At 72.8% G+C, this 17080-nt stretch carries 21 protein-coding genes; 17 read left to right on the top strand and 4 right to left on the bottom strand.

The genetic code is table 11. The features are described 5' to 3' along the window. Positions 1 to 99 precede the first annotated feature (99 nt). The 8 genes from hisD (at position 100) to hisF (ending at position 5893) form a co-directional block, all read left to right on the top strand. Positions 100 to 1434 carry a histidinol dehydrogenase gene (gene hisD / locus ACQUSR_RS25385; RefSeq protein WP_431044921.1) on the top strand — a complete coding sequence of 445 codons (1335 nt, stop codon included), beginning with the start codon at positions 100 to 102 and terminating at the stop codon, positions 1432 to 1434. Continuing rightward, positions 1431 to 2537 (top strand): histidinol-phosphate transaminase, encoded by a 1107-nt coding sequence (locus ACQUSR_RS25390; RefSeq protein ID WP_431044922.1) that lies wholly within the window; start codon positions 1431 to 1433, stop codon positions 2535 to 2537. The genes hisD and ACQUSR_RS25390 overlap by 4 nt, the downstream gene beginning before the upstream one ends. After that, positions 2534 to 3127 carry an imidazoleglycerol-phosphate dehydratase HisB gene (gene hisB, locus ACQUSR_RS25395; RefSeq protein WP_431044923.1) on the top strand — a complete coding sequence of 198 codons (594 nt, stop codon included), beginning with the start codon at positions 2534 to 2536 and terminating at the stop codon, positions 3125 to 3127. Before ACQUSR_RS25390 ends, hisB begins: the two co-directional genes overlap by 4 nt. Further along, positions 3124 to 3288, top strand: coding sequence for a hypothetical protein (locus ACQUSR_RS25400; RefSeq protein WP_431044924.1), 165 nt, complete (start codon positions 3124 to 3126; stop codon positions 3286 to 3288). The genes hisB and ACQUSR_RS25400 overlap by 4 nt, the downstream gene beginning before the upstream one ends. Further along, the gene (gene hisH / locus ACQUSR_RS25405) at positions 3285 to 3926 is read left to right on the top strand and encodes an imidazole glycerol phosphate synthase subunit HisH (RefSeq protein WP_431044925.1); all 642 of its coding nucleotides are present in this window, start codon (positions 3285 to 3287) and stop codon (positions 3924 to 3926) included. The genes ACQUSR_RS25400 and hisH overlap by 4 nt, the downstream gene beginning before the upstream one ends. Before the next feature lie 88 nt (positions 3927 to 4014). Beyond that, positions 4015 to 4737, top strand: coding sequence for a bifunctional 1-(5-phosphoribosyl)-5-((5-phosphoribosylamino)methylideneamino)imidazole-4-carboxamide isomerase/phosphoribosylanthranilate isomerase PriA (gene priA / locus ACQUSR_RS25410; RefSeq protein ID WP_431044926.1), 723 nt, complete (start codon positions 4015 to 4017; stop codon positions 4735 to 4737). Further along, positions 4737 to 5138 (top strand): RidA family protein, encoded by a 402-nt coding sequence (locus tag ACQUSR_RS25415; protein ID WP_431044927.1) that lies wholly within the window; start codon positions 4737 to 4739, stop codon positions 5136 to 5138. Before priA ends, ACQUSR_RS25415 begins: the two co-directional genes overlap by 1 nt. Further along, complete coding sequence (hisF, locus tag ACQUSR_RS25420) at positions 5135 to 5893, top strand: imidazole glycerol phosphate synthase subunit HisF (RefSeq protein ID WP_431044928.1); 759 nt, start codon at positions 5135 to 5137, stop codon at positions 5891 to 5893. The genes ACQUSR_RS25415 and hisF overlap by 4 nt, the downstream gene beginning before the upstream one ends. Before the next feature lie 22 nt (positions 5894 to 5915). Here the strand turns inward: hisF and ACQUSR_RS25425 are convergent, their stop codons facing one another. The 4 genes from ACQUSR_RS25425 to ACQUSR_RS25440 all read right to left on the bottom strand — a co-directional run bounded on the left by ACQUSR_RS25425 (position 5916) and on the right by ACQUSR_RS25440 (position 9732). Then, entirely contained in the window at positions 5916 to 6548 is a 633-nt protein-coding gene (locus ACQUSR_RS25425; RefSeq protein ID WP_431044929.1) for a TIGR03085 family metal-binding protein, read from the bottom strand. Positions 6549 to 6657: 109 nt separating this feature from the next. Further along, entirely contained in the window at positions 6658 to 7581 is a 924-nt protein-coding gene (locus ACQUSR_RS25430; protein WP_431044930.1) for an esterase/lipase family protein, read from the bottom strand. A 154-nt stretch (positions 7582 to 7735) separates the two neighbouring features. Beyond that, entirely contained in the window at positions 7736 to 8998 is a 1263-nt protein-coding gene (locus tag ACQUSR_RS25435; RefSeq protein ID WP_431044931.1) for a PucR family transcriptional regulator, read from the bottom strand. Between the two features lie 134 nt (positions 8999 to 9132). Further along, positions 9133 to 9732, bottom strand: coding sequence for a hypothetical protein (locus ACQUSR_RS25440; protein ID WP_431044932.1), 600 nt, complete (start codon positions 9730 to 9732; stop codon positions 9133 to 9135). A gap of 391 nt (positions 9733 to 10123) precedes the next feature. Here ACQUSR_RS25440 and hisI point away from each other — a divergent pair, with 391 nt between their 5' ends. The 9 genes from hisI to trpA all read left to right on the top strand — a co-directional run bounded on the left by hisI (position 10124) and on the right by trpA (position 17069). After that, entirely contained in the window at positions 10124 to 10510 is a 387-nt protein-coding gene (gene hisI / locus ACQUSR_RS25445) for a phosphoribosyl-AMP cyclohydrolase (RefSeq protein ID WP_431044933.1), read from the top strand. 10 nt (positions 10511 to 10520) lie between these two features. Further along, positions 10521 to 12044 carry an anthranilate synthase component I gene (locus ACQUSR_RS25450; RefSeq protein WP_431044934.1) on the top strand — a complete coding sequence of 508 codons (1524 nt, stop codon included), beginning with the start codon at positions 10521 to 10523 and terminating at the stop codon, positions 12042 to 12044. 66 nt (positions 12045 to 12110) lie between these two features. Beyond that, complete coding sequence (locus tag ACQUSR_RS25455; RefSeq protein WP_431044935.1) at positions 12111 to 12803, top strand: TIGR02234 family membrane protein; 693 nt, start codon at positions 12111 to 12113, stop codon at positions 12801 to 12803. Positions 12804 to 12967: 164 nt separating this feature from the next. Further along, the gene (locus tag ACQUSR_RS25460) at positions 12968 to 13201 is read left to right on the top strand and encodes an HGxxPAAW family protein (protein WP_431044936.1); all 234 of its coding nucleotides are present in this window, start codon (positions 12968 to 12970) and stop codon (positions 13199 to 13201) included. Positions 13202 to 13302: 101 nt separating this feature from the next. Further along, positions 13303 to 13737 (top strand): DUF2752 domain-containing protein, encoded by a 435-nt coding sequence (locus ACQUSR_RS25465; RefSeq protein ID WP_431044937.1) that lies wholly within the window; start codon positions 13303 to 13305, stop codon positions 13735 to 13737. A gap of 181 nt (positions 13738 to 13918) precedes the next feature. Continuing rightward, positions 13919 to 14728 (top strand): indole-3-glycerol phosphate synthase TrpC, encoded by an 810-nt coding sequence (trpC, locus tag ACQUSR_RS25470; RefSeq protein ID WP_431044938.1) that lies wholly within the window; start codon positions 13919 to 13921, stop codon positions 14726 to 14728. A gap of 5 nt (positions 14729 to 14733) precedes the next feature. Then, entirely contained in the window at positions 14734 to 14886 is a 153-nt protein-coding gene (gene trpM / locus ACQUSR_RS25475; protein WP_431044939.1) for a tryptophan biosynthesis modulator TrpM, read from the top strand. A gap of 123 nt (positions 14887 to 15009) precedes the next feature. Further along, positions 15010 to 16251, top strand: coding sequence for a tryptophan synthase subunit beta (gene trpB / locus ACQUSR_RS25480; RefSeq protein ID WP_431044940.1), 1242 nt, complete (start codon positions 15010 to 15012; stop codon positions 16249 to 16251). Continuing rightward, positions 16248 to 17069, top strand: coding sequence for a tryptophan synthase subunit alpha (gene trpA / locus ACQUSR_RS25485; protein WP_431044941.1), 822 nt, complete (start codon positions 16248 to 16250; stop codon positions 17067 to 17069). The genes trpB and trpA overlap by 4 nt, the downstream gene beginning before the upstream one ends. The last annotated feature ends 11 nt before the right edge of the window (positions 17070 to 17080 follow it).

The following is a 17080-nucleotide window of genomic DNA, read 5'->3' on the forward strand; positions in this document are numbered from 1 at the left end:
ACCGGTTGAACGCCAGCGGTCAGGATCAACTTAAGGGGTGCGTATCACTGAGTGATACGGGGGACCGGGCTCCGGAACCGGTCTGAGACAATTGACCGCGTGATCTCCCGAATCGATCTGCGCGGCGCTGCCCGTCCCGAGGGTTCTCCCGACGGCGGCATCGATCGCGACCTGCTGCCCCGTGCCGAGCTCGACGTCGAGGCCGCCCTGGAGAAGGTGCGGCCGATCTGCGACGACGTGCATCATCGCGGCACCGCGGCACTGATCGACTACGCGGAGCGCTTCGACGGCGTGAGGATCGACCGGGTGCGGGTGCCCGCCGAGGCGCTCTCGCGCGCCCTGGCGGAGCTGGACCCGGCCGTCCGGGCCGCCCTGGAGGAGTCCATCCGCCGTGCCCGGCTCGTCCACCGCGAGCAGCGCCGCACCGACAAGACCGTCACCGTCGTGCCGGGCGGCACGGTCACCGAGCGCTGGGTCCCCGTCGAGCGCGTCGGCCTGTACGTGCCGGGCGGCAACGCCGTCTATCCGTCCTCCGTCGTGATGAACGTGGTGCCCGCACAAGAAGCGGGCGTCGCCTCGCTGGCGGTCTCCTCGCCGCCGCAGAAGGACCACGGCGGACTGCCGCACCCCACCATCCTCGCCGCCTGCGCGCTGCTCGGCGTGGACGAGGTGTACGCGGCCGGTGGCGCCCAGGCCATCGCGATGTTCGCGTACGGCACCGACGAGTGCCGCCCCGTCCAACTGGTCACCGGCCCCGGCAACATCTGGGTCGCCGCCGCCAAGCGGCTGCTCAAGGGCCGGATCGGCATCGACGCCGAAGCCGGTCCGACCGAGATCGCGATCCTCGCGGACGACACCGCCGACGCGGCCCACGTGGCCGCGGACCTGATCAGCCAGGCCGAGCACGACACGCTCGCCGCCGCCGTCCTCGTCACGCCCTCGGTGGCGCTCGCCGAGGCCGTCGAGGTGGAACTCAAGACGCAGGTCGCGGCCACCAGGCACCGCGAGCGGATCACCGAGGCGCTGGCCGGGCGGCAGTCCGGCATCGTCCTGGTGGACGACCTCGACCAGGGCCTGGCCGTGGTGGACGCCTACGCCGCCGAGCACCTGGAGATCCAGACCGAGAACGCCGCCCAGGTGGCCGCCCGGGTGCGCAACGCGGGCGCGATCTTCGTCGGCCCGTACGCCCCGGTCTCGCTCGGCGACTACTGCGCCGGCTCCAACCACGTCCTGCCGACCGGCGGCTGCGCCTGCCACTCCTCCGGCCTGTCGGTCCAGTCCTTCCTGCGCGGCATCCACGTCGTGGACTACAGCCGCCAGGCCCTGGCCGAGGTCACCCACCACGTGGTGACGCTGGCCGAGGCCGAGGACCTGCCCGCCCACGGGGCGGCCCTCACCGCGAGGTTCGACGGGAAGGTTCCGCACAGCCAGTGACCCGTATCGACGATCTCCCCATCAGGGACGAGCTGCGCGGCAAGTCCCCGTACGGCGCCCCCCAGCTCGACGTGCCCGTACGCCTGAACACCAACGAGAACCCCTACCCGCTGCCCGAGCCGCTGGTCGCCCGGATCGCGGAGCGGGTCGCCGAGGCCGCCCGGCACCTCAACCGCTACCCGGACCGGGACGCGGTGGAGCTCCGCACCGAGCTGGCCAAGTACCTCAGCCGCACCGCCGGGCACCAGGTCGGCATGGCCAACGTGTGGGCGGCCAACGGCTCCAACGAAGTCATCCAGCAGCTGCTGCAGACCTTCGCCGGGCCCGGCCGCACCGCGATCGGCTTCGAGCCCTCGTACTCGATGCACGCGCTGATCTCGCGCGGCACCGGCACCGGCTGGATCTCCGGGCCGCGCACCGAGGACTTCCGGATCGACGTGGCCGCGGCGTGCGCGGCCATCGCCGAACACCGCCCCGACGTCGTCTTCATCACCTCCCCGAACAACCCCACCGGCACCGCCGTCGAGGCGGACACCGTGCTGGCGCTGTATGAGGCGGCGCAGGCCGCCAAGCCGTCGATGGTGGTCGTGGACGAGGCGTACGGCGAGTTCAGCCACCGGCCGTCGCTGCTGCCGCTGCTCGCGGGCCGGCCGCACCTGGTCGTCTCGCGCACCATGTCCAAGGCGTTCGGCGCGGCCGGGCTGCGCCTGGGCTATCTGGCCGCCGACCCCGCGGTCGTCGACGCCGTCCAGCTGGTGCGGCTGCCGTACCACCTGTCCGCCGTCACCCAGGCCACCGCGCTCGCGGCGCTGGAGCACACCGACACGCTGCTGGGCTACGTCGAGCAGCTCAAGGCCGAGCGCGACCGGCTGGTCACGGAGCTGCGCGCGCTGGGCTGCGAGGTCACCGACTCGGACGCCAACTTCGTGCAGTTCGGGCGCTTCCCGGACGCCCACGCCGCCTGGCAGCGGATCCTCGACCAGGGCGTCCTGGTCCGTGACAACGGCGTACCGGGTTGGCTGCGGGTGACCGCCGGGACCCCCGCCGAGAACGACGCGTTCCTCGATGCGGTACGCGCGGTTGTAAAGGAGAAGAGCGCATGACTCGCGTGGGCCGCGTGGAGCGCACCACCAAGGAGACGTCCGTCCTGGTCGAGATCGACCTCGACGGTTCGGGCCAGGTCGACGTGTCGACGGGGGTCGGCTTCTACGACCACATGCTCGACCAGCTCGGCCGGCACGGTCTGTTCGACCTCACCGTCAAGACCGACGGCGACCTGCACATCGACACCCACCACACCATCGAGGACACCGCCCTCGCGCTGGGCGCCGCCTTCAAGCAGGCCCTCGGCGACAAGGTCGGGATTTATCGTTTCGGCAACTGCACCGTGCCGCTGGACGAGTCCCTCGCCCAGGTGACGGTCGACCTCTCGGGCCGCCCGTACCTGGTGCACACCGAGCCCGAGAACATGGCGCCGATGATCGGCAGCTACGACACCACCATGACCCGGCACATACTGGAGTCGTTCGTCGCCCAGGCGCAGATCGCGCTGCACGTGCACGTTCCGTACGGACGCAACGCCCACCACATCGTCGAGTGCCAGTTCAAGGCCCTCGCCCGCGCCCTGCGCTACGCCAGCGAGCGCGACCCGCGCGCGGCCGGCATCATCCCGTCCACGAAGGGTGCCCTATGAGCGGCATGTCGACCGCCTTCATCGTCCTCGGCCTGTTCCTGCTCGGCGGCGTCATCTCCTTCGCCAAGCAGGGCATGTCCAAGAGCCTCATCACGCTCCTGAGCATCGGCGCCGGCATGTCCCTGATCGCCGGGGTCATGCGGCTGGAGGTGTGGGGTTGAGCGCGCGCAAGAAGGTCGTGGTCTTCGACTACGGCTTCGGCAACGTCCGCTCCGCCGAGCGGGCCCTGGCCCACGTCGGCGCGGACGTGGAGATCACCCGCGACTACGACAAGGCCATGACCGCCGACGGGCTGCTGGTGCCCGGCGTCGGGGCCTTCGCCGCCTGCATGCGCGGGCTGCGCGAAGCCCGCGGCGACTGGCTGGTGGGCCGTCGGCTGGCGGGCGGCCGACCCGTGATGGGCATCTGCGTGGGCATGCAGATCCTCTTCGCCCGCGGCATCGAGCACGGCGAGGAGGCCGAGGGCCTGGACGAGTGGCCGGGCACCGTCGAGCCGCTGCGCGCGCCCGTCGTCCCGCACATGGGCTGGAACACGGTCAAGGCGCCCGAGGACTCGCGGCTCTTCGCTGGCGCGGACACCGACGACCGCTACTACTTCGTGCACTCCTACGCGGTGCGCGAGTGGGAGCTGGAGATCACCAACCCGCACATCCGGGCCCCGAAGGTCACGTGGGCCACGCACGGCGAGCCGTTCGTGGCGGCCGTCGAGAACGGCCCGCTGTGGGCCACCCAGTTCCACCCCGAGAAGTCCGGCGACGCCGGCGCCCGGCTCCTGAGCAACTGGCTCGGCACCCTGTAGCCGCGCGGGGCCGCGCCCGGCGGCCCCGTCCCGCGGGTGCTCCCCTCTTCCTCCGCCCTCCTCCCGACCTCCACTAGGACCGCCCGAGATGAGCAAGCTCGAACTCCTCCCCGCCGTCGACGTCCGCGACGGCCAGGCCGTCCGCCTGGTGCACGGCGAGTCCGGCACCGAGACCTCCTACGGCTCGCCGCTCGAGGCCGCCCTGGCCTGGCAGCGCGCGGGCGCCGAGTGGCTGCACCTGGTCGACCTCGACGCGGCGTTCGGCACCGGCGACAACCGCGCCCTGATCGCCGAGGTCGCCCGGGCCATGGACATCAAGGTCGAACTCTCCGGCGGCATCCGCGACGACGACTCCCTCGCCGCCGCGCTCGCCACCGGCTGCACCCGCGTCAACCTGGGCACCGCCGCCCTGGAGACCCCGGAGTGGGTGGCCAAGGTCATCGCCGGTCACGGCGACAAGATCGCGGTCGGCCTCGACGTCCGCGGCACCACGCTGCGCGGCCGCGGCTGGACCCGCGACGGCGGCGACCTCTACGAGACGCTGGCCCGGCTCGACTCCGAGGGCTGCGCCCGCTACGTCGTCACCGACATCGCCAAGGACGGCACCCTCCAGGGCCCCAACCTCCAGTTGCTGCGGGACGTCTGCGCGGTGACCGACAAGCCGGTGGTCGCCTCCGGCGGCGTTTCGTCCCTTGACGATCTGCGGGCGCTTGCGACTCTGGTGCCGGAGGGCGTCGAAGGTGCCATCGTGGGCAAGGCCCTCTACGCGAAGGCGTTCACCCTCGAAGAGGCCTTGGAGGCTGTGTCCTGATGAGCGAAGCCGTGCGGCGTGTGCAGACCGACAGCCCCTGGGACGAGACGATCGGCTCCGCGCGCGCCGTCGCGGCGGGTGACCGGGTCCTGGTCGCGGGCACCATGCCCTTCACGGGCAGGGTGCTCCAGGGCGAGGGGGACCCGTACGAGCAGGCGCTGGCGGCCTTCGGGGGCGCGCTGGAGGCGCTCAAGGAGTTCGGCCTCGGCGCCGAATCCGTCATCCGTACCCGTATGTACCTCACCCATCTGCGCGATGTCGACGCGGTGGGCCGCGCCCACAGGGAGCTGTTCGGCGCCGTGCGTCCGGCCGCGACCATGGTCGTGGTCTCCCGGTTCGTCGACTCCCGCGTGCTGGTGGAAGTCGAAGTAGAAGCATTCAGAGGAGCAGACACCTCATGACCCTGGCGGTCCGAGTCATCCCCTGCCTGGACGTGGACAACGGCCGGGTCGTCAAGGGCGTCAACTTCCAGAACCTGCGTGACGCCGGCGACCCCGTCGAGATGGCCAGGATCTACGGCGCGGAGGGCGCCGACGAACTGACCTTCCTCGACATCACCGCGTCCTCCGGCAACCGCGAGACGACCTACGACGTGGTGCGGCGCACCGCCGAGCAGGTCTTCATCCCGCTCACCGTCGGCGGCGGCGTGCGCACCGCCGAGGACGTCGACAAGCTGCTGCGCGCCGGTGCGGACAAGGTCGGCGTCAACACCGCGGCCATCGCCCGCCCCGACCTCATCCGGGAGATCGCCGAGCGCTTCGGCCGCCAGGTCCTGGTCCTGTCGGTGGACGCCCGGCGCACGCCGGCCGGTTCGTTCGAGGTCACCACGCACGGCGGCCGCAGGGGCACCGGGATGGACGCGGTCGAGTGGGCCCACCGCGCGGCCGAGCTGGGCGCCGGCGAGATCCTGCTGAACTCGATGGACGCCGACGGCACCAAGGACGGCTACGACACCGAGATGATCGCGGCCGTACGGAAGCACGTCACGGTGCCCGTGATCGCCAGCGGTGGCGCGGGCCGGCTGGAGCACTTCCCGCCGGCCATCGCGGCGGGCGCGGACGCCGTGCTGGCCGCGTCGGTCTTCCACTTCGGCGATCTGCGGATCGGCGAGGTGAAGGAGACCCTGCGCCGGGCGGGCCACCCGGTCCGCCTCTGACGACGGGGAGCCCGGGGGCGGCCTAGATCCCCAGCCGGGCTTCGTGCAGCAGGGCGACGGCCTCCTTGTCGCCGTCCAGCTGGACCTTCGCCGCGTCCTGGCGCCCGTACAGGAAGACCACCAGCTCGCCGGGCTCGCCGGTGACCGTGACGACCGGGAGGCCCCGGTGGGCGACGGCTGTGCGGCCGTCGGGGCGGCGCAGGACCAGGCCCACCGGAGACCTGCGACCGAAGACGCGGGCGATGCGTTCGACGCGGACCCACAGGGCGTCGGCCAGGACCGGGTCGACGGGGCGGGGCGTCCAGTCGGGCTGGGCACGGCGGACGTCCTCGCCGTGGACGTAGAACTCCAGGGTGTTCGCCGCCTCGTCGACCGGCTTGAGAGCGAACGGGGACATCCGCGGCGGGCCGGTGCGGATGAGCTGGATCAGTTCCTCGTACGGCTTCGCGGCGAACTCGGCCTGCACCCGCTCCAGGCGCGCGGCCAGCGGTTTGATCAGGAGGCCCGCGGCCGCGTCGGGGCGGCGGTCGCGGACGACGAGGTGGGCGGCCAGGTCGCGGGTGGTCCAGCCGTCGCACAGCGTCGGGGCCTCGGGCCCCGAGCTCTCCAAGAGGTCGGCCAGAAGGAGACGTTCGCGCTTGGCGTGAGTCGACATGACGCCAGCGTACGACCGTGCGGAGCCGACCTGCCACGGCGCCGCGCGGACCGGCACCGGGCCCCCTCCCATGGCGGAGCGGGCCCGGTGCCGGTCGTGGTGGAGCGGGTCAGACCGCCGGACCGTAGTCGGTGCAGGTCGGCCGGAAGGCGGGGTCGTCCGGCCCCAGGGCGTTGAGGACGTTCTGCATCACGGGGCCGTCGAGGAAGACCCCGACGTGGCCGGCCGGGTCGCTGGGGCACTGGTCCTGGAGCGTGACGTTGCGGACGTCGCCACCGCGCAGGAACCCGTTCGTATACGGCGTGACCACCAGGTCGCGGTTGGTCGCGATCACCCGGTAGCGAACGCCGGGCACGGTGTCGCCGTCGGCCCACAGCTCCTTCTGGAACGTGGAGTTCACCTCCATCTGGTGCAGCCCGGGCAGGCCGGTCCAGTCGAAGAGGTTGTTGACGAAGCCGAGGATGCCCATCGCCTCGCCTAGGTTGACCAGGCCGTCCAGCGTGGTGCCGTGGTTGATGGGCGCCACTCCGACGAGGGTGTCCACCTTCGCCGCGCCGCCCAGCCGCTTGAGGTAGTAGTGCGGCATCATCCCGCCCTGGGAATGGCCCACGACGTCGACCTTCTTCGCGCCGGTGGCGGCCAGCACCCGGTCGACGAACGCGCTCATGGTGCGGGCCGAGCCGGCTATGTCGTCCAGGCCGCCGACACGGCCGAGCGAGAGATGGTTCATTCCGTAGTTGAAGGCGAAGACGCAGTAGCCCTCGTTGGCCAGCATGGGGGCGAGCTTGACCCAGTTGGCACCGGTGTTCGCGAAGGTGCCGTGGGCCAGCACCACCGGGTCCGGGTGCTCCGCACTGGGCTTGCAGTCCCAGTCGTTGGCCCCGGCCACGGAGTCCGGGCTGAAGAGGTAGTTGTGGACGGCGGTCTTGAGGTTGCCGACCGGATACGGCTCGTCGTCGGCCTGCGCGGGGGCGGCACCGGCGAGCACGGCGGCGGCCAGGGACAGGGCGATGCCGATGGAGGCGAGTCTCATGGACACTCCGGCTTCCAGGAGCAAAAGGGGGGAATCGCCCGCGCAGTGCCGGTCGCGGAACACGCGGCACGGCTTGACGGGCTGTCAAACGAATGTAAAAAGGCCCGGAGTTCGCCGGAAGGCGGCCGAGTCAAAACTTCCGGCCGGTCCGTTGTTATCCGGCACAACCACCCATGACCGCCCGGTGGGCGACGAGCGCGGCGCGGATCGTCGGCAGATCGGCGGGACGGCTGGTGTCCAGGCCGGTCAGCGCCGCCACCTTGCGCAGCCGGTAGTCCACGGTGTTCGGATGCACCTGGAGCTGGGCGGCGGTCTGCCGCCGGTCGATCGGGCCCGTCATGAACGCGCCCAGGGTGTCCAGCAGTTCCGGTCTACCCGTCAACGGCGACAGCAGCGCGGCCAGTTGGTCCCGAGCCGGACCGGGGCGGGTGAGCTGGTACTCGAACGCCACATCGCCGAGCCGGTACACCCCGGGCGGGCGGCCGAACGTTGTGGCCACCTCGCGTACCTCGGCGGACAGCCGGGCGGCGTCCGCCACGTCCTCGGGCCGCGCCTCGACCACCCCCGCGGTGATCTCGGCGCCGCACATGCGGCTCATATAGCCCACCACCGCGGCCAGCCACTTCCAGTCCTTCGCGGCCAGCGCGTCCGCGGGCGTGTCACGCGGCACCAGCGCCACGCCGCCGTCGACGGAGAGCATGGACAGCACCACACCGACCGCCGGATCCACGTGCCGCTCCAGCTCCACCCGCAGCCGCCGCGCCTTCCGCCGGGCCGCGACCATCGTGTCGACGCCGGGAGCCAGTTCGTCCGGGTGCGGGCCGACCGCCAGGGACAGGACGAGGTAGCAGACGGGCATCCGGACCCCCGCCCGGCCCGCCGCCTCCAGCGCGGGCGCCCCCTCCAACAGCGCCGACAGCAGCGCCTGGCGCGCCGCGTACTCCTCGCCGAACGCGGCCTGGCGCTCCTGCGCGTAGCCCGTGGAGGCCGTCGCCGTCATCCGCTGGAGATACTGCAGCAGCAGCCGGTGGGCGGCCAGCACCGCAGGCAGGTCGCCCGGCTCCGCCTCGGGCGCCACCGCGTCCCAGCAGACCCGCGCCCCCAGGTGGTAGGCGCTGATGACCGCCGCCAGCGGCACCCCGTCCTCCGCGCGTCTGGCCGCCGACTCGCGCAGGGCCGCCAGATGGTCGGGGCCCGGCAGCTCGCCGGTGCTCAGGACCCCGACGAAGGTGCGGATGCTCTGCTCGACGACGGCGCTGATCTCGCCGCGCAACTGCTCCGTGGGCAGGGCGCCGTAGACGGGCAGCTCCTCGACCAGCTCCTCCAGCACCGTGGCCGCCAGATCCCGCACGGAACGGGAGAGGCGCTGCTGAAGTGGAACGCCGCCGAACGAGATCGCGGTGCGCAGGCCTGTCATCGGTCCCTCCCCTTCGGCGCCCATGGCGAGCCGCCGGAGGACAGCTCCCGTTACTTACGAGTAACACGCCGGTCGGGGCAGGCACCAGACGTGTGCAGCAACCTGCCGTGACCGCGCGAACCCCGCCGAGTGGGTCAGCCCGGCAGCGGCTTGGAGAGCTTGGGGCCGTCGACCGAGCCGCTGAGGGTCAGCGAACAGGTCACCTTGTCCGAACCCTGGTACGTGTAGGTGTCGCGGGCCGGGAAGAGCGCGTAGTAGTAGTACGTCCGGCCATCGGATATCCGCTTCATCCGCTTCGCGGCGTCCGTCGCGCACAGCGCCAGCGCCTTGGCCTGGATGTCCTTGTCGGTGGCGAAGGTGCCGGTCAGCGTCTCGTTGGCGATCACCTCGCCGTCGTGCGGACCGTTGCAGGACCGCTTCTCCACCGTCGTCACGCTGCTGTCGAGACTGGGGTGGTCGAAGCACTCGCCCGGCTTGAGGACGACGTACGGCACCACATCCGAGGGCCCCGAGGGCGAAGCGGAGGACGAGGGGTCCGGGTCCCCGGTGGGCGAGTCACCCGGGCCCAGCGGGGCGCCCCTGCCCGGGTCCTCGGTTCCCGACGGCTCCGCGGACGGCGAGGGGGACCCCGACCCCCCGGCGGACGTGCTCTGCTTCGCCGTGGGACTCTCCTTGGCCTTCACCTTGTCCTCGTCGCCGCCGCCGAGTCCCACCACCGCCAGGCCGATCGCCACCGCGGCCGCCACCACCCCGCCGGCTATCGCCGCGATCTTCCCTCCGGAGGGGCCGCGCGGGGGCGGCGGCGGAGCCCCTCCCCCAGCTACCGCTGGGAGGTGCCCCCAATCGAAGGACCCCGGCGCCCCAGGAGTGCCCAAAGGCGCCGGCGCCCCGAACGCTCCCGGTGCCCCGAAACCGCCCGGTTGGACAGGAGGCCCGAAACCCTGCTGGGGGCCGCTCCCGGCGGGGGCCGGGGGAGGCCCGAAGCCACCACCGTCGCGGGGCGGTTCTGGCTGGTTCGGCGGAGTCGGAAACGTCATGCCCGAAGCATGCCCCATGGCGCTGACACCCCGTCCAGCGGGCGGACAACCCGCCCGGGCGACCCGGTACCCGAGGCAGAATGGCCCCATGACCGGCCCCGACAGCCCCGCACGACCGTCGTCCCTCGACCCGGACATCGCCGCCCGCCTCAAGCGCGGCGCCGACGGCCTTGTTCCCGCCATCGCCCAGCAGTACGACACCGGCGAAGTGCTGATGCTCGGCTGGATGGACGACGAGGCGCTGCACCGCACCCTCACCACCGGCCGCTGCACCTACTGGAGCCGCAGCCGCCAGGAGTACTGGGTCAAGGGCGACACCTCCGGGCACGTCCAGCACGTCAAGTCCGTCGCGCTGGACTGCGACGCCGACACCCTCCTGGTCCAGGTGGACCAGGTCGGCGCGGCCTGCCACACCGGCGACCGCACCTGCTTCGACGCCGACGTTCTGCCCGTCGACGCCCCGCAGGGCAAGTAGGGTCGGCGCCATGGATCTTGAGACCTTCCGCAAGCTGGCGGCCGACCGCCGCGTCATCCCGGTCAGCCGCAGGCTGCTCGCGGACGGCGACACCCCGGTCGGCCTCTACCGCAAACTCGCCGCCGAGCGCCCCGGCACCTTCCTGCTGGAATCCGCCGAGAACGGCCGCTCGTGGTCTCGCTACTCCTTCATCGGCGTCCGCAGCGCCGCCACCCTCACCGCACGCGACGGGCAGACCCACTGGCTGGGCGAACCGCCCGTCGGGCTGCCCACCGACGGCGACCCGCTCGCCGCGCTACGCGCCACCGTCGAGGCCCTGCACACCCCGCGCGACCTGGGCAGAGTGCTTGGTGGCGGTCTGCCCCCGTTCACCGGCGGCATGGTCGGCTACCTCGGCTACGACATCGTCCGGCGGCTGGAGAAGATCGGCGACAGCTGCCGCGACGACCTCCGGCTGCCCGAGCTGACCATGCTGCTCACCTCGGACCTCGCGGTCTTCGACCACTGGGACGGCACCGTCCTGCTGATCGCCAACGCGATCAACCACAACGACCTGGCGACGGGCGTGGACGAGGCGTACGCGGACGCGGTCGCCCGGCTCGACGCCATGACCGCCGACCTGGCGCGCCCCGTCCCCACCGAGCCGACCGCCCTGCCGCCGTCCGAACTGCCCGACTACACCGCGCTGTGGGGCGGCCCGGACTACCGAGTCGCCGTCGAGGACATCAAGGAGCGCATCCGCGCGGGCGAGGCCTTCCAGGTCGTGCCCTCGCAGCGCTTCGAGACGCCCTGCACCGCCAGCGCCCTCGACGTGTACCGGGTGCTGCGGGCCACCAACCCCAGCCCGTATATGTACCTGTTCCGCTTCCCCGCCGTGGACGGCACCGCCTTCGACGTCGTCGGCTCCAGCCCCGAGGCCCTGGTCAAGGTCGAGGAGGGCCGCGCGATGGTGCACCCCATCGCCGGTACCCGCCCGCGCGGCGCCACCCCGCAGGACGACGCCGCCCTCGCCGACGAGCTGCTCGCCGACCCCAAGGAGCGGGCCGAGCACCTGATGCTCGTCGACCTCGGGCGCAACGACCTGGGGCGGGTGTGCGAGCCCGGCAGCGTCGAAGTCGTCGACTTCATGTCCATCGAGCGCTACAGCCACGTCATGCACATCGTCTCGACCGTCACCGGGAAGCTCGCCGAGGACCGGACCGCCTTCGATGTCCTCACCGCCTGCTTCCCGGCCGGCACGCTCTCCGGCGCGCCGAAGCCGCGCGCCATGCAGATCATCGAGGAACTGGAGCCCAGCCGCCGCGGCCTGTACGGCGGCTGCGTGGGCTATCTGGACTTCGCGGGCGATTCGGACACCGCCATCGCGATCCGTACCGCCCTGCTGCGCGACGGTACCGCGTACGTGCAGGCGGGGGCGGGCGTCGTCGCCGACTCCGATCCGGCCGCCGAGGACGCGGAGTGCCGCAACAAGGCCGCGGCGGTGCTGCGGGCCGTCCACACCGCCAACCGCCTCGGGGGCACCTCCCCGCGCTAGCCGGGAGGGCCGGGGGCCGGAGCCCCAGGGACGGCACTGTCCCACCCGTGAGGGATAGTGGTACGCGTGAGTGCAGCAGCCGTACCCCAGCCACAGGCCCGCAGCGGGCCCGCCGCCAAGGCCGAGCGCAGCGGCAGGCGAAGTCTCGCCGTCGCCCTGCTGTCGGGCGCGGCCGGAGCCGCGCTGGTCCTCCTGGCCACCAGCCGCACCTGGGCCGAGGGCACCGCGGCCGTCGCCCAGGGCGCGCTCCCGCAGCGCGCCGACGGCGAGGACGTCACCGGGCTGCCCGGTGCGCTCGCGGTCGTCGGACTCGCCGCGCTCGTCGCGGTCTTCGCGGTGCGCCGCACCGGCCGCGTCCTGGTCTCCGCGCTCCTCGCGCTCTGCGGGGCGGGGATCGTCGCCAGCTCGATCGCGGGCGCCTCCGACACCGCGGCGCTCGAGGAGAAGGCGTCCAAGGCCACCGGCCTGGCGGACGGCACCATCCACGACGTGGCGCACACGGCCTGGCCGTGGGTGGCCCTGGCGGGCGGCGCGCTGCTGCTGCTCGCCGGGGTGCTCGCGCTGGGCTACGGCCGCCACTGGCCCGCCATGTCCGGGCGGTACGAGCGCACGGGCGCGGACGGCGCTCCGGCCCGGACCCGCGCCGGGCGGACCCGCCCGGCCCCCGACCCGGACCGCCCCGAAGAGCTGTGGAAGGCCCTGGACCGGGGCGAGGACCCGACCGGGCAGGACGGCGGGCGGGCATCCGCCGGCGGCTGACCGGACACGCGCCCCCGTGACCCCGACCCCCGCGGAAGGATTGACGACGCGTCGGGGAGAATGGGCACGGAGCGTATCCCCCGCGCCCCGCGCCCCGGACCCCGTACCCGGGGGACCCTCCCGGACGCACGTCCCAGGGAGCAGTACAGCAACGAGGAGTACACATGGCGGGTAACAACCACGGCCACACCCCGGCGGCCTGGACCGGCGTGACCATCGCCTTCATCGGCTTCTGCGTCTCCGGTGCGTTCACCGTGCTGGCCAACCCGGTCGGCTTCTGGGCGGGCATCGTGGTCATCGCTCTCGGCGGCGTGGTGGGCATGGTGATGCGCTCGATGGGCATGGGTCAGCAGAAGCGCACGGTCCAGCAGCCGCAGAGCCAGCAGCAGCTGACCTGACCGGCCCTCCGGCCGCCGGACGAGGCGCGGCCAGGATCCGTACGGCGTAGTTCCGGCGGTCCTGGGCTGCGCCTTCGCACGTCCACCGGCAGGCTGGCCGTGTGACGAGCCCCGCACCCGCCGTACGCCGGCCCGCACCCGCCGCCCGCCGGCTGGCCGCCCCGCTGGGTGTGCTCGCCGCGGTGGCCGCGGCCTTCGCGTTCGTCGGCGCGGTGGACCCGGGGGAGCCGGGCCACTACCCGGCCTGCCCGCTTCTGCGGTACACCGGCGTGCTGTGCCCCGGCTGCGGCGGGCTGCGCGGCGCGCACGCCCTCGCACACGCCGACCTGGTCAGCGCGCTCGGCGCCAACGCCCTGGCGTTCGCCGGGTACCTCGCCTTCGCGGTCCACTGGACCCGGTGGCTGACGCGGTCCGCCCGCGGACGCCCCGCCCCGGCCCCACGTCTGCGCGCCGCCCACGGCTGGGCGCTGGGCGGACTGGCCCTGGCCTTCACGATCGTCCGGAATCTGCCCTTCGGAGCGCCGCTCGCCCCCTGATCACGTCCGCGAAGCGTCCTCCGGGAGTCCGGGGAACGTCCAGCCGGTGGACTGAAGCGTCAACCGGATGCGAGACCTCGGCCCCCGGCCGGATACCATCACAAGTGCAGGTGAAGCGGCTCGCCCGCGACACCGGCACCGACCACAAGCTCCATCCCCGTCCAGAAGGGGGGCCGCTCGCGTGAGTGTGCTCGACGAGATCATCGACGGAGTCCGTGCCGACCTCGCGGAGCGGCAGGCACGCGTCACCCTCGACGAGCTCAAGGAGCGGGCCGCCAAGGCGCCCCAGGCCAAGGACGGCGTCGCCGCCCTCAAGGGCGACAGCGTCAAGGTGATCTGCGAGGTCAAGCGCTCCAGCCCGTCCAAGGGCGCGCTCGCCGCGATCGCGGACCCGGCCGGGCTGGCCGCGGACTACGAGGCGGGCGGCGCGGCCGTCATCAGCGTGCTGACCGAGCAGCGGCGCTTCGGCGGGTCCCTCGCGGACCTGGAGGCGGTGCGCGCCAAGGTCGACATCCCCGTCCTGCGCAAGGACTTCATCGTCACCTCCTACCAGCTGTGGGAGGCCCGGGCGTACGGCGCCGACCTGGCGCTGCTGATCGTCGCGGCCCTCGACCAGGAGGCGCTGGTCTCCCTCATCGAGCGGGCCGAGTCGATCGGGCTGACCCCGCTGGTCGAGGTGCACGACGAGGAGGAGGTCGAGCGGGCGGTCGACGCGGGCGCGAAGATCATCGGGGTCAACGCGCGCAACCTCAAGACGCTCGAGGTGGACCGGAACACCTTCGCGCAGGTCGCGCCCGAGATCCCGGACCACATCGTGAAGGTCGCGGAGTCCGGTGTGCGCGGGCCGCACGACCTGATCGCGTACGCCAACGAGGGCGCGGACGCGGTGCTGGTCGGCGAGTCGCTGGTGACCGGCCGCGACCCCAAGGGCGCGGTGGCGGACCTGGTGGCGGCGGGCGCCCACCCCGCCCTGCGGCACGGCCGGAGCTGACCGGCATGCGGGCGTACGCGCGACTGGCCCGGGGCTGCCGGCCCCGGGGCTGCCGTGCGCCCGCGCGGCGCGTTCGCGGGCGCCGGGTGCGCTACCACATCGGGTGTGAGCCCGGGCAGATCAACGGACGTCGATGGCGTGGGGCGGCCGCGCACTGAAGTGTGCGCCGTCACGCGGTCGGCCGCGGCGCGCAGCGCCCGCGGCGGTCCGCGGTGGCAGCGTTGCTGCCACACGTTCCCACCCACCCTTGTTGGGGGCGCCGCCCCCGAGGAGTACGTCGCATGTCGTCTGACTTCTTCATCCCGGACCCGGAGGGTCTGGTTCCCAGCGCCGAGGGATACTTCGGCGCGTTCGGCGGCAAGTTCATCCCGGAGGCGCTCGTCGCCGCCGTGGACGAGGTCGCCGCGGAGTACGCGAAGGCCAAGGCGGACCCCGCCTTCGCCGCCGAGCTGGAAGACCTGCTGGTCAACTACACGGGGCGGCCGAGTGCCCTGACCGAGGTGCCGCGGTTCGCCCGGCACGCCGGCGGTGCCCGGATCTTCCTCAAGCGCGAGGACCTCAACCACACCGGCTCACACAAGATCAACAACGTGCTCGGGCAGGCCCTGCTCACCAAGCGCATGGGCAAGACCCGCGTCATCGCGGAGACCGGCGCCGGTCAGCACGGTGTCGCCACCGCCACCGCGTGTGCGCTCTTCGGCCTCGACTGCACCATCTACATGGGCGAGGTCGACACCGAGCGGCAGGCGCTCAACGTCGCCCGGATGCGCATGCTCGGCGCCGAGGTCATCGCCGTGAAGTCCGGCAGCCGCACCCTCAAGGACGCCATCAACGAGGCGTTCCGCGACTGGGTCGCCAACGTCGACCACACGCACTACCTCTTCGGCACGGTCGCCGGCCCGCACCCCTTCCCGGCGATGGTGCGCGACTTCCACCGCGTCATCGGCGTCGAGGCGCGCCACCAGATCACGCACCGCGCAGGTCGCCTCCCGGACGCCGCCCTCGCCTGCGTCGGCGGCGGCTCCAACGCCATCGGCCTCTTCCACGCCTTCCTGAACGACGACTCCGTCCGCCTGATCGGCTGCGAGCCGGCCGGACACGGCGTCGAGACCGGGGAGCACGCGGCCACCCTCAGCGAGGGTGAGCCGGGGATCCTGCACGGCTCACGCAGTTACGTCCTCCAGGACGAGGACGGCCAGATCACCGAGCCGTACTCCATCTCCGCGGGCCTGGACTACCCCGGCGTCGGACCGGAGCACGCGTATCTGAAGGACACCGGCCGCGGCGAGTACCGCGCGATCACCGACGACGCGGCCATGCAGGCACTGCGGCTGCTGTCCCGTACCGAGGGCATCATCCCGGCGATCGAGAGCGCGCACGCGCTGGCCGGGGCCCTGGAAGTGGGCCGCGAGCTGGGTGAGGGCGGGCTGCTGCTCGTCAACCTCTCCGGACGCGGGGACAAGGACATGGACACAGCGGCCCGCTACTTCGGGCTGTACGACTCCGCGGAGGGGGCCGAGTGAGCGGCAACATCGCACTGCTGGACAACGTCCTCGCCACGGCGAAGTCCGAGGGCCGCGCCGCGCTCGTCGGCTATCTGCCGGCCGGCTTCCCGACCGTCGACGACGGCGTACGGGCCATCTCGGCCATGGTCGAGGGCGGCTGCGACATCGTCGAGGTCGGCCTGCCGCACAGCGACCCGGTGCTGGACGGGCCGATCATCCAGACCGCCGACGACATCGCGCTGCGCGGCGGCGTGAAGATCGTGGACGTGATCCGTACGGTCCGCGAGGTGCACGCGGCCACCGGCGCTCCGGTGCTGTGCATGACGTACTGGAACCCGGTCGACCGCTACGGCCCCGAGCGGTTCGCCGCCGACCTGGCGGCGGCGGGCGGCGCGGGCTGCATCCTGCCCGACCTGCCGGTGGAGGAGGCCGAGGTCTGGCTCAAGGCCGCCGAGCGGCACGGTCTGGCGACCGTGTTCGTGGTGGCGCCGAGCAGCCGGGACGAGCGGCTCGCCAAGATCACGGCGGCGGGCAGCGGCTTCGTCTACGCGGCGTCCCTGATGGGCGTCACCGGCACCCGGGAGTCGGTCGGCAAGGAGGCCCAGGACCTGGTGCGCCGCACCAGGGGCACCACCGAGCTGCCGGTCTGCGTCGGTCTCGGCGTGTCGAACGCGACGCAGGCGGCGGAGGTCGCCGGCTTCGCCGACGGCGTGATCGTCGGATCGGCGTTCGTCAAGCGGCTGCTCGACGCACCGGACGTGGAGGCCGGGCTCGCGGACGTGCGGACGCTGGCGGGTGAACTGGCCGAGGGCGTCCGAGGACGCCCGTCGTCCTGACCCGGCGCCCT

Origin of the sequence: Streptomyces sp. P1-3, from assembly GCF_050613155.1 — a bacterium.
In the GTDB taxonomy this organism is placed as follows: Bacteria; Actinomycetota; Actinomycetes; order Streptomycetales; family Streptomycetaceae; genus Streptomyces.